Source organism: Xenorhabdus entomophaga (assembly GCF_037996725.1).
Taxonomy (GTDB): domain Bacteria; phylum Pseudomonadota; class Gammaproteobacteria; order Enterobacterales; family Enterobacteriaceae; genus Xenorhabdus; species Xenorhabdus khoisanae.
This window is the reverse complement of the sequence record NZ_JBBMXH010000036.1, coordinates 1-25926: the sequence shown is the minus strand read 5'-3', so window position 1 is coordinate 25926 and position 25926 is coordinate 1. Positions and strand designations below refer to the sequence as shown.

The window sequence follows — 25926 nt, the reverse complement described above, 5'->3', positions numbered from 1 at the left end:
CCGATTGTTCAAATCCTAAATATAATTGAGAACCAACGATGAATCTGGAACAAAAGAATCCTTTTGATGATGACGAAGCTACTTTTTATGTGCTGATAAATAATCAACAGCAATATAGCCTTTGGCCAACCTTTGCCACACAACCCGTCGGCTGGGAACGGGTTATCGGTCCTGATTCACGAGCGGCTTGTATCGCATACATAGAAGAGCACTGGATCGATATGCGTCCGGCCTGTCTGCGTAAACCATTCTGCGAAACCCATAGATAAATCAAATTAATAATGCTGATGGTTTAACCTGTCGATAAGAAAGGAAATCAAACGTGCCTAATGTATTGCAATTTTCTGAAATTAAATCAGTCAATCTGACCTTGCCGCTCGTGGCTGCCCAGCCCGGAATCTGGATGGCAGATCAACTTGCCAGCCATCGAAATGAATTCACCATTGCGCATTATATTGAAATCAATGGCGAACTGGATCGCGCTTTATTTGATGCGGCTATCCGCCAGGGTTTGGCTGAGGCCGATACCATTCATGCGCGATATTTTATTAATGAAGAGGGAGAGCCTGTACAGCAAATCCCGGATTTTCATCATGCGCAATTTCATCATGTACAATTTCATCATGTACAACAGGTTGTTGCTCCAGAATGGATTGAATTCTCTCATAAACAGCCTCATAAACAGCCTCATGAACAGTCCCGCAAACAGGGAGAAAACGCATCACAGGAATTAATGCAGACGGATTTGGCAATTGAGTTACCCGCAGATGGAGAACGTCCCCTTTATCGGCAGGTGATTATGAAGATTGAGGCTCAGCCTGAACGTTGGTTCTGGTATCAGCGTTTTCACCATCTTATGTTGGATGGCTTTAGTTTTGATGCCCTGACCCGACGTATTATTGATATTTATAATGCGTTAAGTGCAGGCCGCCAGCCAACTGAAAATCCTTTCAGCCCCTTTGAGTTGGTCGTCAAAGAATATCAGAGCTGGGAACAGTCACCCGCAAAAGCAGAGTCAGCCGCATTCTGGCAAAAACATACCCGTGAACGTGGTGCTTCTGTTTCACTTTCCACTGAAGATATCGCCTGTTGGTCAGAAAATGGTGAAGTTGAATATCTTGGGCGCAGTGATGATCAGTTAAAAATACGTGGTCAACGGATTGAACTGGGGGAAATTGAACAAGCTTTGCTGGAGCAACCGGGAATTGCTCAGGCGGCGGTTGCAGCGCGTGAGCTGGGTAAATCAGGTCAGGCGACTGGTCATGTCGATGCACGTCAGCTAATTGCTTGGTTGATTCCTCAATCCGGTGTGACATTGGATCTTGAAGCATTGCACCAAACGATAATGAAACGATTACCGGCTTACATGCTGCCTGTCACTTATGTGATACAGGAAAATTTCCCGTTGAGTGCTAATGGCAAATTGAATCGCAAGGCACTCCCGATGCCAGAAAAATTAACCACGGGCAGGCAACCAAAAGCGGGTTTGGAAAGCCAGATAGCCGAGTTGTTCAGCGAGATTTTAGAGTGTGGCCCCGTTTGGGCTGATGATGATTTCTTTGCTCTGGGCGGGCATTCGTTGCTGGCAATGCGTCTGGCAGCCGAGATACGCCGCCGCTTTAATCACCATTTTTCTAATCACCGGCTTTCCAATAATAGTGTTTCAGTCGGTCATATCATGGTCGCGCGAAGTGTAGAGAAATTAAGTGCGTTATTGGTTGATGAGCAGGAACAGAATTCGGCAGAAAAGCGTGGCGTGGGGGAAGTTCTACCTTTGCGGGAAGGAACAGGAGCAGCGCTGTTTTGTATACATCCAGCGTCGGGTTTTGCCTGGCAATACAGTGGATTGTTGCGTTATCTGGAGGGGGATTGGCCGATTATCGGATTGCAGTCACCTCGTCCCCACGGTGTGATTGCAGATTGTGATAGCCTCGACGCAATGTGTACACGCCATTTGGCTACATTGCGCACTGTCCAGCCTCATGGGCCTTACTATTTGCTGGGGTATTCTCTGGGTGGAATGTTGGCTCAGGAGATGGCAATCCGTTTGCGGCAAGAAGATGAAGAAGTCGCTTTCTTAGGGTTATTGGATGCTTATCCCCCAGAAGGGCAGGATTGGGGCGGATTAAGCGAGGAAGAGGCCAAACAGGAAATTGCCCGTGAACAGGCGGAGTTTATGGCGGAGACAGAAGATGAGCATGATCCGCAACTATATGATCCACAACTGGGCAGGGAAAAACAGGCGATGTTTGAGGATATTGTTGCTAACTATCAGGATGCTGTCCGCAGTTTATTGTCTGCCGTTAACAAGCAATATGATGGCGAAGCCACACTGTTTGTGGCTGCGCGGACATTGCCTCCAGAGTTAGATGTTGAAAAGACGTGGGCGCCCTGGATTAGCCACTTAAAGGTGTATCGGCAAGATTGTGAACACGCCGATATTCTTTCTCCGGCACCATTGAAACAGTGGGGACCATTGCTCAATAACCTGTTGAAACAACGTCGCAATTAACTTTATCGCGTTTAACGTTATCGTATGGAACATTATGGCTAAGTCATCAATCTTTTTAGATTTTAGTTTGCTCAGAAAGAACGCACATTTCCGCGCTATCTTTATTGCCCGCATGTTATCCGTTTTTGCATTGGGTATGCTGACGGTTGGCGTTCCTGTCCAAATGCAATTTCTGACGGGTTCTACCTTACAGGTGGGCATTGTGGTTGCTTTGGATGGGATCGGTATGTTTATCGGACTCATTCTGGGGGGAATACTGGCTGATCGTTATGACCGGCGTAAACTCATTCTGTTTGCCCGGGGAACTTGCGGTATCGGTTTTGTGGCATTGAGCTTTAACGCATTTTTAGATTCACCATCGCTGTATATGCTCTATTTCCTTTCTGTTTGGGATGGTTTTTTTGGTGCGTTAGGTATGACGGCGTTAATGGCGGCAATTCCAAATCTGGTCGGGCGGGAAAATCTGGCTTCAGCAGGTGCCTTGAGCATGATCACTGTTCGTATTGGTGCCATTATTTCTCCCGCTTTGGCAGGTATCATTATTGTTGTTGGTGGGCCGGGCTGGAACTTTGCCGTTGCCGCAATCGGGACGTTGGCAACACTGCTGCCTTTGATGAGACTCCCGGCAATGAAACCTCAGACGAGCAAGCAAGAACATCCGATCAGTGCGCTGGTCAGTGGGGTGAAATTTGTTTGTCAGCACAAAATAGTGGGCAGTGTCATTCTGGTGGGAATGATGATAAGTGTTGCGGGAGCGGTTAGGATTCTGTTTCCTGCATTATCTCAGGAGGTTTACCACCAAGAGCCATCAGCGACGGGATTAATGTATTCCGCCGTGCCATTAGGCGCCATGCTCGGTGCGTTCACCAGCGGTTGGATAGGGAAAAGTACCCGGCCGGGGATCTTACTGATTATATGTGCCCTGTGTTCCTTTATCACGTTATCTATGTTGGGCGTTGTCACCCATATCGTGCTGGCATTAGTGGTATTGGTCTGTTATGGCTATTTGAATGCGTTTGCATCTTTACTGCAATTTACGCTTATTCAGAGCCATACACCGGATCATTTATTGGGACGAGTAAACAGTTTTGTGACTGCTCAGGATGTGACAGGGGATTCATTGGGGGCGTTGGGATTAGGTTTTATGGGGCGTTTGTTGTCTCCATTAATGACCGCCTTTTCATTTGGAGCCTTTGCTGCACTTGTCTGCTTGTTGCTTGCCGCAGTCGTAAAACCGTTGCGTCATTCCACATTACGCGACAGCACATCATTATCAGATACACAACCTTTAAAAATTGAACCTCAGAAAAATGAAAGTTAATGGTCGTGAAGCCCGACCATTATTCTTGGCAGAAGTTGCTTTCGGCTAAATAAGCCACGGCGTGGTATCAATATCACGCCATCTCCCCCGAATCATAAAAATAACATTATTTGTTATGTTTTATTTAAAATATATATAAATAAATGTTAACAAAATATGGCATTTTATGGGTGTTTAGGGGGCAGGTGGTGGCGTTGATTACATACACTTTTTTTAATCCTTCCCTGTTCTTAGGAAACTATACCTTTGATGATTCCTGCCCGCTTACACAATAAAAAACATAAAAACTGGTATTTTGGCAAATTAACAATGGATGGTAACTGAAATGAAGAAGCGATATAGAATACCTCGAAGTGCTTTGACTGCCGCGCGTTTATCCATCAAAACCCAACCCCGTATACTTCACTACGCTATCGCCTGCTGTCTGGCGGCTGCCAGCGCAGGAGCTTATGCGGAAAACTATGTTGAGAAGGGGAAAATAGGTGATCCGGCGAGTTGGCGTACCAGTGAGTTTTTGAAGGGCTGGGGGCTTGGTGCTATTCATGCTGACGAAGCTTATGCCAGAGGCTATACCGGTAAGGGAATCAAACTGGGGATATTTGATCAGGTGGTTTATGCCAAACACCCTGAGTTCGCAGGAAAAGATAAGGTTATCAACCTGACGACTTCTGGAATACGTGAGTATACCGATCCCTACATTAAGGCTAATAAAGGAGACGAATTCACTTATGACGGCACACCAACCGCAGATAAGAACAAAAAGCTAGGGGCGCATGGTGTTCATGTTGCGGGCATTGCGGCAGCCAATCGAGATGGCAAAGAAATGCATGGCGTAGCCTATAACGCCCAAATAATCGGTGCTGATAACGGTGATCCCGGCCCGGAAGATGGCATTATCTTAGGCAATGATGGCGGTGTTTATCAGGCAGGCTGGGATGCATTGATAAACAGTGGGGCTCGCATCATTAACAACAGTTGGGGTATTGGTATTGATGCAGATCTTGAGAAAGCCGGTAAATACCCGAATGGGCCTCATTTTACTTTGGCAGAAGCCCAGAAACAGTTTGATGAAATCAAGCCCATTTTGGGTACAAAACCGGGCGGTGCATATCAGGGAGCCATTGATGCGGCACGCAGTGGGATTGTAACAATTTTCGCTGCCGGTAATAGCTATAACTACACCCATCCAGATGCCATCGCCGGCTTGGCGTGGTTTGTCCCTGACGTCGCCCCAAACTGGTTAACGGTTACCAGCTTGCAGAAAGATCCCAATAGTACCAATAGCGAACCTTATACCATCAGCGATTTTGCTTCCCGCTGTGGTTATACCGCCAGTCTTTGTGTCAGTGCACCCGGCAGTTATATATATAGTTCAGTTATCACAGGAACAGGGGTGGACGATTTGAAAAACGGCTACGCCAGTTACAGAGGTACTTCAATGGCGGCACCCCATGCTGGCGGCAGTATCGCAGTATTGATGGAGCGTTTCCCCTATATGACGGGTGCTCAGGTCGCTTCTGTGCTTCGTACTACGGCGACAGATATGGGAGAAAAGGGGATTGATGAGCTTTACGGTTGGGGATTGATCAACCTCGGTAAGGCAATAAATGGCCCCGGTATGTTCTATACCGCAGAAGATATCCCTGAAAAATTCCGCATTCCCGATCCTGACGGAGTCGCTTACGGTAACGGTCAGTTTATTGCTGATATCCCGGGTGCCGGTGCTGTGCTTGATAAAGGAAAACCCATCGAGCGCATCTGTAATGGTAGTTTGTGTGAATGGGATATATGGAGCAACGATATCAGCGGTCATGGCGGGTTGACTAAACAGGGTAGCGGTAAGCTTATCCTCAGCGGTAATAATACTTATTCCGGCCCAACCTTGATCAAACAGGGATTATTGAACGTCAGCGGTAGTATTTCCTCGGCTGTTTCAGTACAGGAAAGCGGAATTCTTGGCGGGAATGGTACTGTTGGTATGCTCAATGTCCAGAGTGGCGGTACTGTTGCACCGGGTAACTCTATTGATCCGCGTAAGGCTATTGGTACGCTTAAGGCTACTGAAAAAGTGACCTTTGAACCCGGCTCTCATTATGCTGTTGAAATCGCTTCCAATGGACGCAGTGACCGCATTCAGGCTGAAAAAAATGTACAACTCAATGGCGGAAAAGTTTCTGTTTTCCTTGAAAATAAGGATAACTTGCTTTCCCTTAACAAAGTGCAAAGCTTAGCCGGTCAGCAATACACTATTCTGAGTGCGAAGCAGGACATCAATGGTCGGTTTGATCATGTTGTCCCGAATTATCTCTTCCTTGGCACTAGCTTGTCTTATCAACCCAGTGACGTCACTCTCCATGTCGGACGCAATGACACCGCTTTCGCGGCGGTGACTAAGACACAGAATGAACGTGCAATAGCGGTGGCTGCTGATACCCTCGGTGCTGGCAACCCGGTTTACGAAAGCCTTCTGACCAGTACTTCTGCGGAACAAGCCAGATATGCCATTCATCAGCTCGATGGGCAAGTTCATGCTGATATCGCTTCCTTGTTGGTTAATGACAGCCGCTATCTGCGTGATACGTTGAATACTCGGTTGAGTCAGGCAAAAGGGCGTTCATCATCGCCGGATATTCATGGGGATGATAACGGTGCATGGGTGAGGCTGCTTGGTGCATGGAGCCATGCTTCCGGTACACAGAATGTGACGGGCTATCAGGCATCCAATTATGGTGTATTCCTGGGCGCGGATGCTCTCATGGATGAATACAGCCGTCTTGGTATCGCGACAGGTTACACCCGTACTTCTCTGGATGGTGGTAACAGTGCCACTGCTGACAGCAATAACTATCACCTTGCGCTTTATGGTGATCGCCAGTTTGGTGATTTAGTTCTGCGTACCAATGGTGGGTTCACCTGGCACCGTATTGACACCAAACGTTCTGTTAACTACGGCAGTCAGTATGACCGTGAAGAGGCGAAATACAATGGCCGGACAGCGCAGCTGTCTGCGGAATTGGCTTATCATCTGCCAGCGGGTGCGGTGAACTTGGAACCTTTCGTTAATCTGGCTTATGTCAATTTCCGCAATGAAGGTATTAACGAAAACGGTGGTGCTGCTGCACTCCACGGCAATAAACAACATACCGAAGCAACAATCTCTACACTGGGATTGCGTGCTAACCATAACTGGCAGACTTCATGGGGCTCTTCAATTGCCCTGAATGGAGAGTTAGGCTGGCAGCATCAATACGGTGAACGTGAACGCGCTACAGGACTGGCATTCCGGGGTAGTAACACGACTTTTGTAACCCGTAGTGTCCCGGTTTCCCGTGACGGCGTGGTGCTGAAAGCGAATGCAGAGATGAGTGCAAGTGATAATGTGTCATTCACGCTCGGCTATAGCGGGTTGTTGTCCGGCCGCCATCAGGACAATAGCATGAACGTGGGTTTTAAATGGCAATTCTGATGATTCATCGGGTATAAAACAAGCAGAGCTGGTTATACTGGCTCTGCAATTTCCATTGTGTATCTGTTAACATAGCTCGCGGCATGATGGTGAGGTCTGGTTATTTTTTGGCGAAAACGATTATACCAAATCTTCATGCTGTTCAATAACTCCTCACAAAATGTCAACAACACCTAGTACTTAAAAGTTTTACTTGAGGGCAGTTGTTGGCGATTCTAGCTGTTATTACCACTATCATTCTGTATCTTGCGAGTATCAGTGAATATGATGCTTATCACTGGCTGTTAAATCAGAACCCAGTTTCGCCAGTGGAAATTCAATTAGTTGTGATAGTTACTATTACATGTGCAATTATTTTTACAACAATAAGTTAACAATTATTATGACATACCGTTTATTATCTAAAAATATTTGGGCATTGAGCCTGGATACATGTGCTGACACTGTATTTATTCGGAGGTTAGCATGAGTCAACAATGGACATCCCGTTTGGGGCACGTATTAGCAGCAACCGGATCTGCCGTTGGCATTGGTGCCATCTGGAAATTCTCGTATGTTTCAGCAACAAATGGTGGCGGTGCATTTCTGGTTGTATTTTTGTTGTTTAGCTTTGTGATTGGATTAGCGGTTCTGTTAGCTGAGAACATACTGGGAAGCAGTACGGGTGAAGTGGCCGTTAACGCGTTTAAAAAATTACTTGGTAAACACTGGGGGTGGGTTGGCTTTATAGGTATATTCAGTTCATGGTGTATCTATAGCTTTTACAGTGTTGTCGGTGGTTGGACTATCGGTTATACGGTGATGGCAAGTACAGGACAGTTGAATATTACCGATATCTCTCAACTGAAATCTATTTTCACCAATTTCATCAGCAATCCATGGTGGCCGATAATTGCACATCTGGCATTTTCAGGACTAACCTGTTTTGTCGTATTATCCGGCGTGCAAAAAGGTTTGGAAAAGTCCGTTAAAGTCATGATGCCACTGTTATTCTTTATCATGATAGTGTTAATTATTATCGGCATCCGCTTACCTGGCGCGTCAGAAGGGCTAAAACTATTCCTCTACCCAGACTTCAGTAGCTTGACCGGAAAAGGTGTTTTAGATGCCTTAGGGTTGGCATTTTTTTCACTGTCTATCGGTTTGGGGATTCACATTACGTACAGCTCTTATTTACCTAATAACAAAGGTATTGGTAGATCAAGTATCTGGGTTGTCGTCCTTTCTTGTTTGGTTTGTATATTGGCTGGCCTGATGATTTTTCCTGCTTTGGCGGCGGCTGGCTTAGAACCTAATGCGGGACCCGGATTAACGTTTATGACGATGCCAATTTATTTTGCCAGTCTTCCCGGTGGTTCAATATTAGCAGTCACTTTCTTTTTATTGTTACTAATGGCTGCACTGACCTCAGCAATTTCATTACTTGAACACATTGTTGCTTATGTTCAGACGCGTTTTCAATGGTCACGTCGTAAAGCCAGCTTAATAGTCACGGCATCGATTATGTTAATGGGGATCCCTGTTTCCTTATCTTTTGGCCCCTTAAGTCACGTTACATTAGGTGGAAAAACCATCTTCGACATGCTGGACTTTATTACTTCCAATGTCCTAATGCCATTGTTCGGAATTATCATTTGCCTCGTATTTGGCTGGTCACGCAAGGTCAATGAACTAATACCGGATAATATGTCATCGCGGAACCGTCAGTGTTTACTGTTTATATGGAGATATGTCGGACCTTTATGTATCGGAGTGATTTTGGTACACGGACTTATTTGATCGTGTTAAGTATCATTTTTTATCCGTCTTTATTTTATTAATGGATGTTTGGCTAGTCAGGGTTATTAATAATTGACTAGCCAAACTAAGTTAATTACCTTGCTATTATAATCTTACCATTAATAATGGATAAATAAGGACTGTAAGTTGCAGTATCACCTGTGATTTTATTATCAAATAGTATGGGTGAACGACCGAAAGCTCCTTCTTCAAGACGGAATAAACGACCATCTTTATAGCTAACTAATTTGAAATTTTTCCATTCAGGTTTTACTCTTACAGTGTAATCACCGCTATTGAGCATTTCTTCAAAGTCCATTGAGTCAAAGAATATTCTTGGATTACTGTTATCTGCAACAGCCCATTCGTTCCATGCTAGCTTACTCATGTTCCAGATTTTATCTAGATCCTTTTGCGAAAATGAGTGAATTATTTCCTGATAAAAAGATTTTATAATTGGCACATCTTTTTCTGTAACTTGCTGGGCTTTCGTCCACATCCACTCTGGCAAGCCATCAATTGAATAGATTTTTTTGGCAGAAAATAAACCTTTCTCTAGTGGGAGTGAGGACATGCCAGTAGAGTCAAAGCCTGCCTTCTCATTAGATATATTCTTGAGTGATTCCTCAGTGACTGGATTACCATTTTTATCGACAACTAATTTAATGCGACGAATAACTTCATCATTTTCACCGTAAGCTGACACTTTTTTTAATGTTGCTTCACATCGAGATTCAGGCATAAGTTCTTCTTCAAAAGATCTACTGCCAAATAATAATTCTATAGAGTTGGATCCATTCTCTAAAAAAGCGGTTGAATTTATACCGCTGGATTGAATTCCATTGGGAGCATCTGAATTTTCCATGGCAATCATACCATTAATACGTACCACACAGAGGCTTTGGTTTGTATTAAATGACAATAAATATTTATATTCCATATCCGTTTTTCCTAGTACAGATGTGCTAAATAACACGTTAGAAAGCAGCAAAATACTACCCCAAAGAAACCCGGTAGGGTGATTTATCTTTAGATAGTGGTTTTTGAAAAACCCATTCATTTCCTACTCCTTTTTTTCTTTCTATATTTGTAGTTGATTTAAATTCGCCACTGCGAGACTTTTTCTTTCCCACACCAAAAGCAAAATTCAAATCTACCATTGCCTTAATTCCGTCATGATAAAACACCAAATCCAGACTTTTGGGTTTTGATTCCAGTGCTGCCAGTAATTTTGCTTCGGCCTTAGCCGTCGCATCTACATAACCATAGATAGCATAATAGCTTACCCCACCGCGAATATTAGTTTCAGCTTTAATACCAAATCCAGTTTCTAATACACTATCTTTTTTGAAAGACCAGTCTCCTTTTTCATCAGATTCCCAGCCAAATTTAACATTCAATTCTCCGGTTAAAATGAGATCCAATTGTGCACCTGCATATGCTCCATTCTCACCTTTTTTAACTTTTTCTTCGTAAACTTGGCCTGCTTCACGAAGTGAGGAAAGTGCTCTTTCAACCTTAAAATAAGCAGCTACTATTTGAAGAACATCAACGCGTAATTCCAGGCCAATTAAAGGAGCAGCCGCTATTTCTGCCCCAAATTTGGAATATAGTTGAAAGTTATTATTGTGAGAAAGTTCATGTTCACCATGAATCTTAATCGAAGGGTAGATAAGATCCATTTTTAGGATTTTGAACTTATCACTATCATGCCCGACTGACAAAACATTCGTTATTTTACCAACGCCTTGTACAAATGATTCTATTGGTCCTATCGTGTTTTTATTCTTCTTAAATTCTTTTTGCAGAGTATGTGTCCATGTACGACTGGCTGACCCCTTCTGAAGTTTAATTGTTCCCTCTACAGTTAATGCATTTGTTACTCGATAGCGCGTCGTATGTTGAGTCCAACCACGATGCTTTCTTTTCTCTAATCCCCGTTCTCTATTAGCCTGAGTTTGCTGTTTTCTTCTTTGTTGATCAGTGAATTCTTCAACGTCTTTTTTAGCCTTAAAAATTAGATCGATTTCCTGTTTTTCTTTAGTCACTAAATAAATATTGGAACTAAGAATATTTTTTTCGCCCAATACCGTGGATAGCATTTTTTCTATGCCAGAATATTCCTTCTTTACTAATGGCTTCCCTGAACATTCATCGACTCTGATAGCATAATGCTGCTTTTTGATATTGGTATGAAAATCCTTTTTTAGAAAACGTGCTAGAACAGAGAATGGCCCTTGTTCAACCTCTAAAAAGTCCTGACTTGATTTGTGATAAATTAGCCCTTCTTTATAAGGTTTTTTAGGTGAAAATTGAGCGATGGGCTGGTATTTTTCATCAAATAAATTACCAATTGGGCAATCGGGGTTATGTGAAATACAGCCTTTACTTATCGAGCTTAATTCAACTGTTACATTTGGCTTTTCTTCCTTAGGTAACTCATTAACATGCTCGAAGGTTGTCAGTGGTGCATCAAGTACATAGAAAAAATGTTGTTGGAACCAAGACTGTTTATAGCTGATAGTTTTATCACCTAATTTGATATCAATTCGATGTGTACAATCATCAGGATTATCACAGCCACATATTGCAGAACCTGCTTTTGTTGACGTCATTTTTTTATCTCCTTAACCAATATTCACACTGCCACCACCAATAACGATACCACCACAATCAACGGCATCCCCGGTTCTGGCGGCAGGCTTCCCTTCAATAAAAACGGAGCCAGAACCACTTGCTATTGCTCGTGAATGTGAACAATGAGATGCTAGTACATCTCCCTGTCGTGCAAGATAGGCTCCATCAACTTTAACCGTGCTGGCTCCGGTAATAACGAGTGTCGCCGAACAATCGTCATGCTCTGTGCCAATATCGCCAATTTTGACTACATTACCCATATTGTTTTCCCTGTGTTGGTTAAAGAGGCACTTGGCCCAGCTCTTGAATTAACAAACTTTCCGCCCGCATATGCCCTGGTTGGCTGTATTCGGTTAATTGGGAATACATTGCAGTCGGCAGGTCATCAGTCGTGAGGTAGTGCCGGGTGATAAAGAGCTGGAGTAACCCACGGATATTGCGATCATCCGTGATGCCATTTTGACTGAACCAGTCAAAAAATTGTCGGGCACACTCCACTGTGTCTATATGAGGGATAAAATCAAAAGGTGCTTTTTCCAGCCATTCAGGGATTAGACCGGCTAGTTTCTCAATATAACGCTCCGTGAAAATGGCCTGTATTTTCTCTAGCTGAATTTCTGTGATGGTAAGCAGCTTGCGTTTGCTGGTTGCTCCAATCGGGAAAGGCTCTCTGATTTTAACAAAGTTATCCGTGTGCTCTTCTTCAAGATAAAGTGTCGTAATGCGTGAGATTGGTCCTAAAAAACAATGCACTTCCCAGTCACTCAATACACCGAGAAAATCCCAGATATTGCGCGGATCATAAAAACGGAAAAAGACCGGTTTTTCCTGCTGAGGAAGTAGTACTTGCAGGTACCTCCGTAAATGCTGGCGCACGGTTTTCATATCAGCTGTACTGTGGACGAAAATCCCCCATGGAGTTTTGCGACATTCCAGCCAGACCTTAACCTCTTCATTCACCTGTACCAGATAAGGTGCAATTTCAACCAGTTCTGGCTGGAGAGGTTCACCATAAAGACAGGCGGAAGGTGGGTCATAACGCTCCATCATCAAAAACAGATCGGGTTCTGCTGCACCATCAATAATGGCGTAGCATGTTTCCTGACTCATTCCTGCTTCTCCTTTTCTTTCATTGGGCAGTGAGCGACAAACATTGAGCCTTTGCTTGCTGCGGCCAGCAGGATGGTGGGGTTGGCGGGTGCCAGTAAATCACCCGGGCTGCCACCGGAGTTCAGGTTGATGGCTGCACCTTTGATATCAATACCGCCTGCATGAAGAACAATAAAATTTCCACCGACACTTAGGGTAATTTTACTGCCACTTTGCAGGGTGAGATCGCCCTGCGCATCCACACTGACTACCCCTTGAATTTTTTCAGCCAGATCTCCTTTGAGCTGTAATGAGCGGTCACCGTCAATCTGTTCAATATAGTTTCCGGTGGTTTTATGATCCTGTTGACCTTCCACGGTGATCTTACGGTTATTGGCTATCACCAGTTCATCATCATGACCGATGCTGGTTGTGCGGTCATAGTTGATCCGTTCTCCCCGTGAATTGCGCACTTGAATGGCTAGGTTTTTCTGGGCGTGGATAAATACCTCTTCACGATCTTTCTCATCCTCAAAGCGCAGTTCATTAAACCCTTCGCCTTTGTGGGTTTTCGAGCGGATTGACATCTGGGTTTTTGCCATTGGCAGGCGGTTTGGCGGAATATTGTTAGCGTGATAAGCCCGCCCGACAATAATTGGCTGGTCGGGATCGCCGTGGACAAAATCCACTAACACTTCATGACCAATGCGTGGAATGGCAACCATGCCCATCAACTGTCCCGCCCAAGCCTGACCGACACGCACCCAGCAGGAACTACGGTCATTGAATTCACCGTACCTGTCCCAATCAAACTGAATACGGACGCGCCCATGCTCGTCACAAAAGATTTCTTCTCCCTCCGGCCCAACTACTGTGGCGATATGCAGGCCTTCCATTTTGGGTTTAGGATAAGGAGAAGGACGGTAAGAATTTTTTCGGGTGGTGAAAGTAAATTGGTTAGATAACCATGTGCCGCCATCGCCGGGCTGGGGTTCATCTGCCTGTGGCTGGTGACCGGAATGGGTGATGTGGATTAGCTGCCATGATCATTAAAAGCCTCTCTGGGGTGATCCGTCAGATTAAACAGCTGCCCCGGCCACATAGCAAAACAGTCGCCATGACCGTTGCCAAGCTGAGTGTCCCGGCGTAAGTATTCCAGACGGTACTGGCTTGCCCGTTGTCCCAGTTCATCATCTTTATAGCGGCTGGGAAAATCGTAATAGTGGTAGCTGTTCAGTATTCGCTGATTGTCAAGATTGCGCCCTTCATACCAGAATTCCCGACTCCAGCGCGGGTTTTTGAACGTTCGGTCTTTGGTGGTGATATTGGCAACGCCGACTTGTTCTGACCAGCTAAATTGGCGGATGCAGGTTGTTTCACTCGTCACATCAGTTTCCGGGCGATAAGGGACGGTAATAACCTTATTGAGAGACAGGCAGGAATCATGAAAAACGATGCGTTGTTCGTGCTGCTCCTGATCGAAAGTGAAGTAATAAAAAATGCCTTCATCAGCCAGCAGGCGCTGAATAAAGGCCAGATCACTTTCATCGTACTGAACGCAAAATTCCCGTGGAGGATGTTTGTAACCGAGTGCAAAGAAAAAACTATGTACGCCATTTTCCCTTAACATGTTTTCAACGATATCCATAACTGATTGGTTCTGAAATATACGGCTATTAACCCGTAGTGATGCGCGCCATAAAGGGTGTTGAATAGTGATATGGTAATGGCTGCGATGGCGTCCGGTTGATTGCAGTGAAAAATGCGTCACCATGCCAGTAATTTGCCGTTCAGCTAGCCCGTTGCGATAAACGATAAAGGCAGCATTCCTGTCCAAAACATCGGCAAAGTTAATGTCAGCAGTGTGGCAAGTCAGTGTTGCTTCCAGCAGAAAAGGGGTTGATAGCGCTTCATTCAGAGAAAAATTGACAACAGCGAAAGTTTGTTCAGGTAAATTTTCAGTAACCAGCGTAAATACCAAACCTGAGCGATCAAGTAGTTGATTGATTTTATCTATTACCCTGCTCATTTGTACTCTCCATAATTTCTTGGTGTATCAATTCTTAGTTACCATCTGAATAGTAAAAATAATTTAGTAATGAAATTACCATTGTATATTTTGGACACATCACTGAGCAGGATATAATAGAATTATTTATATGTTCTAGTGCGAATAAAAAAACGTCAGGGAAATTGTGATTAACTTATCTTATTAAACAAAATCAGATAATTACTTAATTTTGATTTCACCTAATACAACAGATATCCGCCGTTTCCTCTGTCGAACCGTTGAATATCGGGGTTTACAGTCATTCGCCATTAGGCTATCACTGTGTCTGGCTGCTGGTTGGCTATGACCAGCTTGCCATGAAAACATTTCAGGCTTTCCATTACGGGCTGATTTCACGGGCAGAGCGTGATGCCTTTCTGCACAATGGCAGCCGTGCCATCCGCCAGATTTACGGCATTGTGCGCTCTTACCGTTCACTGGCTGTCAGCCGCTCTGATATTTCGGAGAAAACCCCGGCAGGGCTTGAGGCGATTAAACTGCTGGGTGAACCGCATCCCGATATTTTGTCAGGCAAGTTGCGCTCGCTTTTCTCGCTGCCGTTACGTCCTATTAAACAGAACTGATGGAGGGGGTGCGATGCAGCTTTATTTGTGTGAAAAGCCCTCTCAGGCCAAAGATATTGCCAAAGTCCTGGGGGTTAAACAGCGCGGGCAGGGATTTCTCTTTAGTTCCCGTATCATTGTCACCTGGGCCATCGGGCATTTGCTGGAGGTGGCTGCACCCGAACACTATGGCGAGCAATTTGGTCCGCCGTGGCGCATGGATGTCTTACCGATTCTGCCTGCGCAATGGCAATGGGCAATCAAAAATGAGACTGCCCATCAATTTGCGGTGATTAATCAGTTATTGAAACAGGCGGATGAGGTGATTATTGCCACCGATGCCGACCGTGAAGGGGAAGTGATTGCCCGTGAATTGCTGGAATATTGTTGTTTCACCGGTACAGTCAGGCGGCTGTGGTTGTCGGCACTGGATGAAACCAGTATCCGGCAGGCACTGGCGGCAATATTACCGGGCGAGCAGACGGAAGCTCTCTATCAGGCTGGACTGGGGCGGGCGAGAGCCGACTGGCTGACGGGTATCAATCTGACCCGTTTGTATACCCTGAAAGCACAGGCACTGGGTTTTGGAGAGGTGCTGTCCATCGGGCGGGTGCAGACCCCGACACTGGCCCTGGTGGTGAACCGGGATAAGGAAATCAATCAGTTTGTGCCAAAACCGTACTGGCAGGTCACGGCAAAGCTGGAAAAAGATACTATCCGTTTTCCAGCTAAATGGCTGCCCACAGCGGATGATGGCGATGAAGAAAAACGCTGTATCCGGGAGGCCGTGGCGCAGGCTGTGCAGCAACGTTGCCAGCAGGCAGCACACGCCACTGTGATGGACGTCAGCAAAAAACGGGAGAAAACACCGCCCCCACTTTGTTTTGATTTGGGCACGTTGCAGCAAACCGCTTCCCGTCACTGGGGCATGGGGGCTAGCCAGGTACTGGCGATTGTCCAGTCCCTGTATGAAACCCATAAAGCCACGACTTACCCGCGCACGGATTGCGGCTATCTTCCCGTATCCATGCAGGCAGATATTCCTGTCGTGTTGACAGCGCTGGCGAGAACCGATCCTGCCATGACCGCTATTATCAGCCAACTGGATAGACAACTCGTGTCCCGGGTCTGGAATGACAAAAAAATCACGGCACACCATGCCATTATTCCCACGCGTCATGCTTTTGATATCAGCCGCTTAACGACCGATGAGTTAAAGGTTTATCAGCTTATCCGTCAGCATTATCTGGCGCAATTTCTGCCGGTTCAGGAAACGGATGTGACAGAAGTGACGCTGGATATAGGCGGGCCATTATTCCGGGTAAAAGGCCGGGTTAATGTGATGACGGGCTGGAAAGCGCTGTTTACCGATGAGGCGGGAGAGTATGGAAAGGAGGAAGAAAAGGAAGCCGATTTACCGCTACCGGCCCTTAATCAGGGTGATCGGTGTCAGGTTCTTGAGGCGAAAATTCAGTCCCTGCATACCAAACCGCTGGCACCGTTTACTGAAGGTACGTTGATTGCCGCGATGAAAAATGCTGCCAGTCTGGTCAGTGATCCGCAACTGAAACAAATCTTGCGAGAAAGTGCCGGGTTAGGTACGGAAGCGACCCGCGCCGGAATTCTGGACACCTTGTTTAAACGCCAGCTGATTGAGCGGAAAAAGAAAGCGATCCACGCGACGCCTTTGGCGCAGGAATTGATTGCCGGGCTGCCAGCGGTGCTGACAGATCCGGGCATGACCGCGTTATGGGAGCAGTCGCTGGAGGATATTGCGCAGGGTAAGGCATCACTGGCGGTTTTTATGCAAAAACAGGCACAGTGGCTTCAGCATTTAGTCGAACGGGGTAAGGCACAGCCGCTACATCTGACGTTGCCGAAAACACCCGAATGTCCGAACTGTGGCGGCCGGATGCGGCAACGACAGGGGAAAAGCGCGCCGTTCTGGGGTTGCGTGAACTATCCGGGCTGTAAAGGCATGCTGAATGACAAAGCGGTAACACAATCGCGCAAGGTCAGACGGGCAAATCAGAAAGTCTGAAGATCTGGTTGTTGATTGACGTGCTGACGGGATGCTTTAAGAATCAACCTGTTTCTTAAATGATCGAGGAGCCTGCAACGATCGCCTCGGGTGGCTGTAAAACTCCCGTAGCCTGAAAGGGAGTGCCTCAACGCGGTACATCTGCCCACCTTTGGAAGCAGATATTGCCAGTATAACGGCAATGAAGGTTCATTATTCTTTATCAGAACGTCAGCAACGTACATGTCTGACACCCGGCGGGGAAAATCTTTCCCGTCAGGGGAGGGGATTTTCTCCGTTGCACCTTATTTCTTTACCTCCATGGAGAAAATCGTATGTCTGAGAACGCAACACCCTTAACCAAAAATGACTATTTCAACCTGAATATTAAAGGCCTGGGTTATTTGAATAATATCCGCCATGTCAGCACGGCCAATGGCACGTTCCTGAGCTGCGTGATCAATGCGTTAAATGGTCCCGGTGATAATCCGGTCTATGTGCGTTTTGATATTACCGTGGTCGGCAAGGAGGCAACCAGTTTGATTGCCCGTTGCCAAAAATCGGTGGATGAGGACAAAAAAGTGTTGCTGGGTTTCACACTAAGCAATCCTTCCACCGATATTTTTACCCTGAAACGCGGGGATCATGCCGGTGAACAGCGCGTCAGCCTGAAAGCCCGGTTGATCAAGGTTGACTGGATTAAAATCGGTCAGGACAAGGTCTATCAGGCCGAACAATCCGATTCGACGCCTCCACAGAATGGTGTCGCACAAACCGAATATGCAGAAAACTCGTTCTGATATTCATTCTACTCCACTGACTTGCCCTGAATGTTTTCAGGGCAGTCTCTTGGCTAACAAATACAATAGGGTACAGACATGAATATCGCACCGATTGGTGTTCTGGCACAGCAATATTGCCATAAGCAATTACCGTTAACCGTGTTGCGAAGCCGTGCAGGTTTTTATATCGGCACAATGGATGAGGGCGAACTGTGTTCCCGTGAGTCGGTGGAATATTTTGCCCACCGTGAACTGGCCGAATTTGCCCTGAAACAAGGGTGCTGGACACAGCGTCAATCACTGTAACAAGGAGAAATGGGTATGTCTTCGCGTGGAATTAACAAGGTGATTTTAGTCGGGCATCTGGGGCAAGATCCGGAAATCCGTTACCTGCCAACGGGCGGCACAGTGGCAACGCTTTCACTGGCCACCTCAGAAAGCTGGCGGGATAAACAAACGGGCGAAATTCGGGAGAAAACCGAATGGCACCGGGTGGTGATCTTCAGCAAGTTAGCGGAAATTGCGGCGGAATACCTGCAAAAAGGCGCTCAGGTCTATATTGAAGGCCAGTTGCAAACGCGTAAGTGGCAGGGCCAACAGGGACAGGATCGCTATTCAACCGAAGTGGTGGTGAGTATCAATGGCACGATGCAGATGCTGGGAAGTCGTGGCGATGCAAAACAGGCGGCTGCTCAGCAGGTGAGTCATAAGCCAGCACCGAGGCCACAGCCTTCTAAGCCCATCAGTAAGGAGAAAAAAAACACGCAAACGGCTCAACCTTCTGCTTTACCGGAGGAGGAAAAAGAAGAGCTGGATTGGGCGGATGAGATCCCGTTTTGACGTGGTTTTCATCATCAACAAATTGCCCTGTTGCAACAGGGCTTCTTCATAAAATCGGTCAAAAAACGAATAAAAATCAAACTCTCAGAGTTTCTTGGTATTACGTGTTATGCTAATGAATTAAAAGCATTTTTTAACATAAATAGCATTTTTTGTTAAAAAATAATGCGACACCTATGTATACTTAAACACAAGTACACCTGCCACGCTGAGTCCCTTATCAGGGAATGCGCAAATTGGCGGGTTTTTTTTTACCTGAATTTTACTTTCCAGACACTTTATGACTACCCCTACGCAAAAGAAGATTTATCAAAAGCGTCCTGAAAATATTTCTTTTCTTATAAATAAGCTCCAGGAACGTGGCCTGATTATAAAAGATCGCAAAGTGGCAGAAAATGCCCTGACATTTATCGGTTATTACAGATTGCGGGGTTATTTTTATCCTTTTTACATTATGGATGATCAGCGTATACCACAACCGATTGAACCAAAGAATTTTGTTGCAGGAACGACGCTGGAAGATGTTATTCAGCTTTATGAATTTGACCGCAAACTACGTTTAATTATACTCGAACAAATACAAAAAGTTGAAATAGGGTTGCGAACCTGTTTGTCTGAGCATATGAGTGGAAAATATGGTGCCCATTGGTTCATGAACTTATCTGTTCTGAGCAATGACTACCACTATGAAAACTTTTTTGGTCAAATTAATGAAGCCAAAGAAACGTTTATTGAACATTATAAGAAAAAATATCACACCCCGAAATATCCGCCTTCTTGGATGATTACAGAAACATTGAGTTTTGGTTCATGGTCGAAAATGTATAAGTCGTTATTACCTGTTGACCAGAAAGCGATCGCACACAAGTTTAATGTTAAAAATTATGAAGTCATGGCATCCTGGTTTCACACATTAAGCCATATTCGTAATCTCTGTGCACATCATAACCGTATCTGGAACCGATCTTTTCGTGCATTTCCGCCTAAAAAAGGCAGTGAATTAGAGCAACATATTATTAATCCATCCACGCTTTACAGTAGACTGGTTGTGTTGAAATATCTTTCAGATCAAGTGTCTTACAATGATGGACTTAAAACACAATTAACAGAATTGATGAAAGATAAACCCTGTTGTGTTAAATGGGAGGCGATGGGGTTTATTGATAATTGGGCTGGGACTCTACTTTGGCAGCAAGAGATGATATCGCCCTCTTCTTAGAATAAGTTAATGAGGATGCCGCCAGTGTTATGTGCAGTGATAAATGTATCCCATGTTGTGGAATGATTTATTCAATTTAAGTGCTCTAATAACTTAATTTACTTATTAGACTTACCTGTTCGATTATTGAATTCGATAACACAATCAGTTAAAGTGAAAACGCTATCGGCAAAATCCGATAGTGAGGAATCTCAGGCCTCGTAAGATCAACCCACTGGTAGGATATTTCTACCAGTGTGCCTGCTATCGCACCTTCAATGGCGGTTCAGGCAGGGGAGGCTTCGGCCTCGCCGGATTGGTTGATCTCCGGTACCTGAGAATCCCTGTCTGAACCACCACCATCAATAATCAACAGAAGGGGAAGCAGGTATGACTCACACTCAACAAGACTGGCACCCAGCGGATATTATTGCTGCCTTGCGTAAACGTGGTACCACACTCGCCAAATTATCCCGCGAATCAGGATTAAGTTCCTCTACACTGGCAAATGCCCTGTCCCGCCCGTGGCCGAAAGGCGAATATATTATTGCAAACACGTTGGAAATAGCGCCGTCTGAAATCTGGCCCAGCCGCTATTTTGATCATGATGGCAATTTGATTGATCGAAAAGTGCGTAAATCGTTTGCTGAATAATGCCCTGTTATCATCCATCACACGGAATACGATAATATTTGTTCAGGGTTTATCCGCTATTTTCTGTTTCGGCATGTTTATTTTCAGCAAACACAGTTGAGTTGTTCATTGAATACATCACAGGGTTCCTTGCATAGTCAGGATTATTTTACGACTGAGCAGGAACCTATTTGGTATGAAAATAAATGTGTTAATCGGCTTAATTGCGGTAATACTGACGGGATGCACGGCTCCCGTAAAACAACCGCCACCTCAACTTTCCAAAAATATCCTTCCTTCCGTCACGCTGACACGCAACGTTCAGCCGGTTTCACCGGATATTTATGGGCAAAAACCTGAAGTTGTTCGTTATGGCCGCTATTTGCTGGTCAGTACCGACCCGACAGAGGCACAGCGTGACCCGCTTTCACTATTAATGGATATCCACATTCCTGTCTCGCTAAAACCCACCGTGGCTGATGCCATGCGTTATGTGTTGCGTCAATCGGGTTACTCGTTATGTGCGCCTGAAAAAACCAATGACATCTTATATCGTCAGCCGTTGCCGTCTGTGCACACTCAGTTAGGCCCTGTCCGGTTGCGTACCGCGTTGCAGGTGATGGCAGGCCCAGCCTGGCAACTGGACGTGGATGAGGTTCAGCGCATGGTTTGTCACCATTTGCGGCAGGGCTATCAGTTACCGACTCCGGCTAAACAAACGCAGCAGGGAGGGCATTGATGAAATGGCATCGTTTCGGTTTATGGGTATGGTTGCTGAGCAATTCGGTCTGGGCAGCAACATCGGCACCCTTAACCTCGCAGCAGACGCAATTGAGGGAAAACCAACAGCAGTCCCTGAAAAGTCAGGCTGAACAGTGGACGTTAAGTGCGGATGAATACCAACGTTATCAACAATTGCTGAATGGACCACGGGGTATCCAGTCGCCGGGGCTTGATCCGCTGACCACATTAGGCATTGAAGCTGACAGTGATGCCGAACGTCGCCGCTATGCCGAACAGTGGGTCAGGGCGGAGTTCGCCCGCACAGAGAAAGAGCTGCGCTTCCAGCGTGAAGTGGATGCGGCCTGGCAGCGGTTGTTTCCGGATGTGTTGCCGGTCAATATGGAAAAAGTGCGTGAGACAAATGGCCGTCTGGCGTTGTTTGTCAGGGTCAAAGATTGCCCACCCTGTGAAACCCGTTTGGCCGAAGTACTGGCGGCGAAGCAACCGGTGGATATCTATCTGGTCGACAGTCAGGGCAATGACGACACATTACGCCAATGGGCCAAAAACCATCATATCCCTGTTGAACGGGTACGTCACCGGCAAATCACGCTGAATCATGATGCGGGGTACTGGTTCCGGTTTGGCAAGGGGCTGATGCCGGTATTACTGAAGCAAGGAGAGCAGGGATGGCACATTACGTCATTACAATGAAACGGTTGGGCGTATTCCCTATTATTGGCCTGTTATGGATCACTACCTGCCAGGCTGAACTGAACGTGATTGCCGATTTAGGCGGTAAAGAGGCTTCGCCCTTTTATGCAGGTATTCATGCTCAGCCTGATGATTTCACTTTGCCGCCACAGCATTTTTCACCCGAGCAGGCAGGTGAAGCCACCATGTTACCGGTGAAAACACCGGAACTGACACCAGGGAAAGTGGCAAACAGACCACTGCAACTACCAGGTATTAGTGCGCTATTTCTGATGGGTGATGATCCCGACTCACGCCAGTGGTTAAGCCAGCATGCAGCACGACTTAGGCAATTACACGCTGTAGGTTTGGTCGTCAATGTCAGTGAAATGGCAGGCTTACAGTCATTGCGCGCATTAGCGCCGGATGTTTTGTTATCACCCGCTTCCGGTTCGGAATTGGCTCGCCGTTTGCAACTGCAACATTATCCGGTGTTAATCACCGAAACTGCGCTCTCTCAGTGGTTATCACCATGAGCCGCCGTTATGTTGTCGAAGCCCTGCTACGTCCTGCCGTCGAGCTGAATACCGCTGTGGTCTCCGCCGTTGCCGCGTTTGTCTGTATCAGGGCACCCTGGGCCATTGCACTGGCACCCTCAGTCAGTTATGTCATGGCAGGCGGTTTTGCGGTATTAGCAATGATACGCATGTGGCAGAGCGTCCAGGTTATTCGCTATCGCCGAAACCTGCGCCGTTTGCCGCGTTACCAGATGAGCACAAAACAGATCCCCGTCAGCCATCAGCGCTTGTTTCTGGGTAAGGGATTTCGCTGGCAGCAGAAACATACCCAACGTTTGCAGGATACGCGGAGACCGGAAGTTGAACGCTTTGTACAACCGTCCCGGCTCTATCAGCTTGCCCGTGCACTGGAGCACAGAACGGAATACCGTTGGCCGAAATTGTCGGCCCTGTTACGCAAAGATTCCCCGTTCAATCCGGTGCGTCCTTTGCCACCGGTTGGCGGCAATCCCATGATCCACGGCATTGAACCACAGGAAGCCGAAGTGTTTATGGATTTGCGCGAACGGGTCGGGCATACACTGGTGATGGGCACGACCCGTGTGGGAAAAACCCGACTGGCTGAATTGCTGATAACGCAGGATATCCGGCGGGGTGAAGTGGTGATTGTCTTTGATCCCAAAGGGGATGCCGACCTGTTAAGACGCATTTGGGCCGAAGCGCACCGGGCAGGTCGTGGCAATGAGCTTTCTCTCTTTCATCTGGGTTGGCCGGAAATCTCGGCACGTTATAACGCGGTCGGGCGATTTGGCCGGGTATCGGAAGTCGCCTCCCGTCTGGCGGGGCAGCTCAGTGGGGAAGGGAACAGCGCCGCTTTTCGGGAATTTGCCTGGCGGTTTGTTAATATTGTGGCCCGTGCTTTAGTCGCTTTGGGACACCGGCCGGATTACACCTTGATCACGCGTTACGTCAATAATATCAGCGAACTGTATCAGTTGTATGCCACTAAAATGATGGCAGAAAGGCAGCCCGCACTGCTGGAACAAATCAACCAGTCTCTCAGCAAGCTGAAAGAAAAAGACATCCCGCGCAATATGCTGGGGCAGCCTGATGCACTGAGACTCTGGGCGATGGAAGTTACGCTGAGTTCAGCAGCCGGTAAGCAGCTTTACGATCCGATTCTGGACGGGCTGCGTTCTGCCGTGCGTTATGACCGTACCTATTTTGATAAAATTGTTGCCTCTCTGCTGCCGCTGCTGGAAAAGCTGACCACCGGCAAAATTTCAGAACTGCTCTCGCCGGATTATCTCAATATGTCGGATTTACGCCCCATTTTCGACTGGGAACAGGTGATCCGCAAAAATGGCATTGTTTATATCGGGCTGGATGGAGAAAGCGAAGGTCTGGTCGTAATAGCCAGAATACGGGTTGAAACATCACCTGACGCGAAAGTGAGCCCACTTCCATCTGGTCTTTAATCGCATGAAACCTGTAACACTCTGACGATAATGGAGGAAAGCAGCATGGTAGCGCACTCGGCAACATCAGTGTCTGCGCTTTCCCACGGTTTACTCTGCTGGCACGATATCGATTGGTGTCATGTTGAACAAACGGTGAGAGCACTACAGATCCGGATTGCGAAAGCGTGTAAGGCCAACAACTGGCGCAAAGTGAAAGCGTTGCAACGGATGTTGGTTCGCTCCCGAACCGCCAAATTTCTGGCGGTCCGGCGAGTGACCGAAAGTCGCGGCAAACGAACCCCCGGCGTTGACAGAAAATTATGGTCAACACCAGAAGCGAAGTGGAAAGCTGCCCAGACGTTAAAACGCCGGGGTTATCAGGCGAGTCCTCTTCGTCGGGTTTTCATCCCAAAATCAAAGGGTAAACATCGCCCTCTGGGCATTCCTACCCTGAAAGATCGCGCTATGCAGGCGTTGTATCTGCTGGCATTATCTCCTGTGGCAGAAACAACCGGTGATCCAAATAGCTATGGTTTCAGAGCAGAACGCTCAACGGCAGACGCAATGGCACAATTGTTTTGTTGCCTGTCGAAAAAACGTTCTCCACAATGGGTATTGGAAGCGGATATAAAAGGGTGTTTTGATCATATCAACCATGAGTGGCTGCTCGAACATATCCCTATGGATAAGAAGGTGCTGCGCAACTGGTTAAAATCAGGTGTCGTGTATCAGGGGAATCTGGCAGCAACAGAGGAAGGAACCCCACAGGGTGGGATTATCTCCCCAACACTGGCGAATATGGTTCTGGATGGATTAGAAGCCTTGCTTAAGAAACATATCGGCAAGGAACGCGCCCGGATAAACAAGATCAATGTAGTGCGGTATGCAGATGACTTTGTAGTCACCTGCCGTTCGAAAGAAATGCTGGAAGAACAGGTTAAACCCTGGATTGAAGGCTTTCTGTCCGAACGGGGATTGACGTTGTCTGAGGAAAAAACACACATTACACATATAGATACAGGTTTTGATTTTCTGGGGTGGAATTTTCGCAAATATGGCGGAAAGCTTCTGATCAAACCCGCCAAGAAGAATGTGCAAGCATTCTGTCAAAAAGTTAAGGAGACAATCACGGCCAATCGGGCGGCGAAGTAAGTGAATCTTATCCACATTCTTAACCGCCTACTGAAAGGCTGGGCACAGTACCATCAACCCGTGGTAGCCAAATCGACGCTTCATAAAGTGAATGCACAGATCTGGTTTATGCTCTGGCAATGGGCCAGACGGAGACATCAGAAGAAAGGAGCTCAATGGGTGAAAGATCGCTATTTTCACACCATAGGTAACCGGGACTGGGTCTTCGCCTCTGACGCAGAGAGTGGAACGAAGGAAGGGGTACTGTATGATACTCAAGTATCCCGATACGACGCCATTTAAAGGTGAAGGGGAAGTACAACCCATTTGATCCGGCATGGGAACAAGAGGGTGAAATGTTGCGGACGAAACGGATGATGAGTAAGCTCCGGTATCGTCGGCAAATATTCGTTCTTTATCGCGAACAACAGGGACGTTGTGCGTTATGTAAAATGCCAATCACTCAAGAAACAGGCTGGCAGGAACACAATCGGGTGCCTCGCCATCGGGG

21 protein-coding genes and 4 pseudogenes are annotated in these 25926 nt (G+C 46.5%); 19 read left to right on the top strand and 6 right to left on the bottom strand.

What is annotated here, in order from left to right:
* Positions 1–38 precede the first annotated feature (38 nt).
* From AAC854_RS09505 to AAC854_RS09485, 6 genes and pseudogenes are all read left to right on the top strand, one after another.
* Positions 39–269 (top strand): MbtH family protein, encoded by a 231-nt coding sequence (locus AAC854_RS09505; protein ID WP_340616884.1) that lies wholly within the window; start codon positions 39–41, stop codon positions 267–269.
* Positions 270–322: 53 nt separating this feature from the next.
* Positions 323–1066: pseudogene (locus tag AAC854_RS24260) on the top strand (condensation domain-containing protein); the annotation flags it as partial.
* A gap of 6 nt (positions 1067–1072) precedes the next feature.
* A pseudogene (locus AAC854_RS09500) lies at positions 1073–2512 on the top strand (thioesterase domain-containing protein); the annotation flags it as partial.
* A gap of 34 nt (positions 2513–2546) precedes the next feature.
* Complete coding sequence (gene entS / locus AAC854_RS09495) at positions 2547–3833, top strand: enterobactin transporter EntS (protein ID WP_340616882.1); 1287 nt, start codon at positions 2547–2549, stop codon at positions 3831–3833.
* A gap of 325 nt (positions 3834–4158) precedes the next feature.
* The gene (locus AAC854_RS09490; RefSeq protein WP_340616881.1) at positions 4159–7299 is read left to right on the top strand and encodes an autotransporter outer membrane beta-barrel domain-containing protein; all 3141 of its coding nucleotides are present in this window, start codon (positions 4159–4161) and stop codon (positions 7297–7299) included.
* A gap of 465 nt (positions 7300–7764) precedes the next feature.
* Positions 7765–9078, top strand: a complete 1314-nt coding sequence (locus AAC854_RS09485) for a sodium-dependent transporter (protein ID WP_340616880.1) — start codon at positions 7765–7767, stop codon at positions 9076–9078.
* Between the two features lie 94 nt (positions 9079–9172).
* Here AAC854_RS09485 and AAC854_RS09480 read toward each other — a convergent pair whose 3' ends face one another.
* Genes AAC854_RS09480 through tssI form a run of 6 tightly spaced genes read right to left on the bottom strand, consistent with a single transcriptional unit; the run spans position 9173 to position 14833 of the window.
* Positions 9173–10018 (bottom strand): hypothetical protein, encoded by an 846-nt coding sequence (locus AAC854_RS09480; RefSeq protein ID WP_340616879.1) that lies wholly within the window; start codon positions 10016–10018, stop codon positions 9173–9175.
* A 55-nt stretch (positions 10019–10073) separates the two neighbouring features.
* Positions 10074–11693: a hypothetical protein gene (locus tag AAC854_RS09475; protein WP_340616878.1), complete on the bottom strand. Its 1620-nt coding sequence runs from the start codon at positions 11691–11693 to the stop codon at positions 10074–10076.
* A gap of 12 nt (positions 11694–11705) precedes the next feature.
* Positions 11706–11975, bottom strand: a complete 270-nt coding sequence (locus AAC854_RS09470) for a PAAR domain-containing protein (RefSeq protein WP_340616877.1) — start codon at positions 11973–11975, stop codon at positions 11706–11708.
* Positions 11976–11994: 19 nt separating this feature from the next.
* The gene (locus AAC854_RS09465) at positions 11995–12825 is read right to left on the bottom strand and encodes a DUF4123 domain-containing protein (RefSeq protein WP_340616876.1); all 831 of its coding nucleotides are present in this window, start codon (positions 12823–12825) and stop codon (positions 11995–11997) included.
* Positions 12822–13832 (bottom strand): type VI secretion system Vgr family protein, encoded by a 1011-nt coding sequence (locus AAC854_RS09460; RefSeq protein ID WP_340616893.1) that lies wholly within the window; start codon positions 13830–13832, stop codon positions 12822–12824. The genes AAC854_RS09465 and AAC854_RS09460 overlap by 4 nt, the downstream gene beginning before the upstream one ends.
* A 5-nt stretch (positions 13833–13837) precedes the next feature.
* A complete protein-coding gene (gene tssI, locus AAC854_RS09455) occupies positions 13838–14833 on the bottom strand; it encodes a type VI secretion system tip protein TssI/VgrG (protein ID WP_340616875.1) in 996 nt (331 codons plus the stop codon).
* A gap of 233 nt (positions 14834–15066) precedes the next feature.
* On the opposite strand from tssI, the pseudogene AAC854_RS09450 reads away from it, so the two are divergent.
* From AAC854_RS09450 to AAC854_RS09390, 13 genes and pseudogenes are all read left to right on the top strand, one after another.
* Positions 15067–15438 (top strand): annotated as a pseudogene (locus AAC854_RS09450) (PFL_4669 family integrating conjugative element protein); the annotation flags it as partial.
* 13 nt (positions 15439–15451) lie between these two features.
* On the top strand, positions 15452–17458 hold the full coding sequence (locus tag AAC854_RS09445; protein WP_340616874.1) for a DNA topoisomerase III: 2007 nt from the start codon (positions 15452–15454) through the stop codon (positions 17456–17458).
* A gap of 314 nt (positions 17459–17772) precedes the next feature.
* Entirely contained in the window at positions 17773–18237 is a 465-nt protein-coding gene (locus tag AAC854_RS09440) for an STY4534 family ICE replication protein (protein WP_047964039.1), read from the top strand.
* A 78-nt stretch (positions 18238–18315) separates the two neighbouring features.
* Positions 18316–18525, top strand: coding sequence for a hypothetical protein (locus AAC854_RS09435; RefSeq protein WP_340616873.1), 210 nt, complete (start codon positions 18316–18318; stop codon positions 18523–18525).
* A gap of 15 nt (positions 18526–18540) precedes the next feature.
* Positions 18541–19059 carry a single-stranded DNA-binding protein gene (gene ssb, locus AAC854_RS09430; RefSeq protein ID WP_340616872.1) on the top strand — a complete coding sequence of 173 codons (519 nt, stop codon included), beginning with the start codon at positions 18541–18543 and terminating at the stop codon, positions 19057–19059.
* Positions 19060–19339: 280 nt separating this feature from the next.
* On the top strand, positions 19340–20278 hold the full coding sequence (locus tag AAC854_RS09425; RefSeq protein ID WP_340616871.1) for an Abi family protein: 939 nt from the start codon (positions 19340–19342) through the stop codon (positions 20276–20278).
* 369 nt (positions 20279–20647) lie between these two features.
* Positions 20648–20911, top strand: coding sequence for a helix-turn-helix domain-containing protein (locus AAC854_RS09420; RefSeq protein WP_340616870.1), 264 nt, complete (start codon positions 20648–20650; stop codon positions 20909–20911).
* Between the two features lie 175 nt (positions 20912–21086).
* The gene (gene pilL2, locus AAC854_RS09415; RefSeq protein ID WP_340616869.1) at positions 21087–21629 is read left to right on the top strand and encodes a PFGI-1 class ICE element type IV pilus protein PilL2; all 543 of its coding nucleotides are present in this window, start codon (positions 21087–21089) and stop codon (positions 21627–21629) included.
* Positions 21629–22327 carry a TIGR03759 family integrating conjugative element protein gene (locus AAC854_RS09410; protein WP_340616868.1) on the top strand — a complete coding sequence of 233 codons (699 nt, stop codon included), beginning with the start codon at positions 21629–21631 and terminating at the stop codon, positions 22325–22327. The genes pilL2 and AAC854_RS09410 overlap by 1 nt, the downstream gene beginning before the upstream one ends.
* On the top strand, positions 22303–22842 hold the full coding sequence (locus tag AAC854_RS09405) for an integrating conjugative element protein (RefSeq protein ID WP_340616867.1): 540 nt from the start codon (positions 22303–22305) through the stop codon (positions 22840–22842). The genes AAC854_RS09410 and AAC854_RS09405 overlap by 25 nt, the downstream gene beginning before the upstream one ends.
* Positions 22839–24242, top strand: a pseudogene (traD, locus tag AAC854_RS09400) (type IV conjugative transfer system coupling protein TraD); the annotation flags it as partial. The gene AAC854_RS09405 and the pseudogene traD, both read left to right, overlap by 4 nt.
* A gap of 105 nt (positions 24243–24347) precedes the next feature.
* Positions 24348–25436 (top strand): group II intron reverse transcriptase/maturase, encoded by a 1089-nt coding sequence (gene ltrA / locus AAC854_RS09395; RefSeq protein ID WP_340616866.1) that lies wholly within the window; start codon positions 24348–24350, stop codon positions 25434–25436.
* Complete coding sequence (locus AAC854_RS09390; RefSeq protein WP_340616865.1) at positions 25437–25718, top strand: group II intron maturase-specific domain-containing protein; 282 nt, start codon at positions 25437–25439, stop codon at positions 25716–25718.
* Positions 25719–25926: the final 208 nt, after the last annotated feature.

Excerpts from the sequence above, each read along its gene's own strand:
- AAC854_RS09505 (WP_340616884.1), top strand. The coding sequence starts at position 39 with ATGAATCTGGAACAAAAGAATCCTTTTGATGATGACGAAGCTACTTTT.
- entS (WP_340616882.1), top strand. The coding sequence starts at position 2,547 with ATGGCTAAGTCATCAATCTTTTTAGATTTTAGTTTGCTCAGAAAGAAC.
- AAC854_RS09490 (WP_340616881.1), top strand. The coding sequence starts at position 4,159 with ATGAAGAAGCGATATAGAATACCTCGAAGTGCTTTGACTGCCGCGCGT.
- AAC854_RS09485 (WP_340616880.1), top strand. The coding sequence starts at position 7,765 with ATGAGTCAACAATGGACATCCCGTTTGGGGCACGTATTAGCAGCAACC.
- AAC854_RS09480 (WP_340616879.1), bottom strand. The coding sequence starts at position 10,018 with ATGGAATATAAATATTTATTGTCATTTAATACAAACCAAAGCCTCTGT.
- AAC854_RS09475 (WP_340616878.1), bottom strand. The coding sequence starts at position 11,693 with ATGACGTCAACAAAAGCAGGTTCTGCAATATGTGGCTGTGATAATCCT.
- AAC854_RS09470 (WP_340616877.1), bottom strand. The coding sequence starts at position 11,975 with ATGGGTAATGTAGTCAAAATTGGCGATATTGGCACAGAGCATGACGAT.
- AAC854_RS09465 (WP_340616876.1), bottom strand. The coding sequence starts at position 12,825 with ATGAGTCAGGAAACATGCTACGCCATTATTGATGGTGCAGCAGAACCC.
- tssI (WP_340616875.1), bottom strand. The coding sequence starts at position 14,833 with ATGAGCAGGGTAATAGATAAAATCAATCAACTACTTGATCGCTCAGGT.
- AAC854_RS09445 (WP_340616874.1), top strand. The coding sequence starts at position 15,452 with ATGCAGCTTTATTTGTGTGAAAAGCCCTCTCAGGCCAAAGATATTGCC.
- AAC854_RS09440 (WP_047964039.1), top strand. The coding sequence starts at position 17,773 with ATGTCTGAGAACGCAACACCCTTAACCAAAAATGACTATTTCAACCTG.
- AAC854_RS09435 (WP_340616873.1), top strand. The coding sequence starts at position 18,316 with ATGAATATCGCACCGATTGGTGTTCTGGCACAGCAATATTGCCATAAG.
- ssb (WP_340616872.1), top strand. The coding sequence starts at position 18,541 with ATGTCTTCGCGTGGAATTAACAAGGTGATTTTAGTCGGGCATCTGGGG.
- AAC854_RS09425 (WP_340616871.1), top strand. The coding sequence starts at position 19,340 with ATGACTACCCCTACGCAAAAGAAGATTTATCAAAAGCGTCCTGAAAAT.
- AAC854_RS09420 (WP_340616870.1), top strand. The coding sequence starts at position 20,648 with ATGACTCACACTCAACAAGACTGGCACCCAGCGGATATTATTGCTGCC.
- pilL2 (WP_340616869.1), top strand. The coding sequence starts at position 21,087 with ATGAAAATAAATGTGTTAATCGGCTTAATTGCGGTAATACTGACGGGA.
- AAC854_RS09410 (WP_340616868.1), top strand. The coding sequence starts at position 21,629 with ATGAAATGGCATCGTTTCGGTTTATGGGTATGGTTGCTGAGCAATTCG.
- AAC854_RS09405 (WP_340616867.1), top strand. The coding sequence starts at position 22,303 with ATGGCACATTACGTCATTACAATGAAACGGTTGGGCGTATTCCCTATT.
- ltrA (WP_340616866.1), top strand. The coding sequence starts at position 24,348 with ATGGTAGCGCACTCGGCAACATCAGTGTCTGCGCTTTCCCACGGTTTA.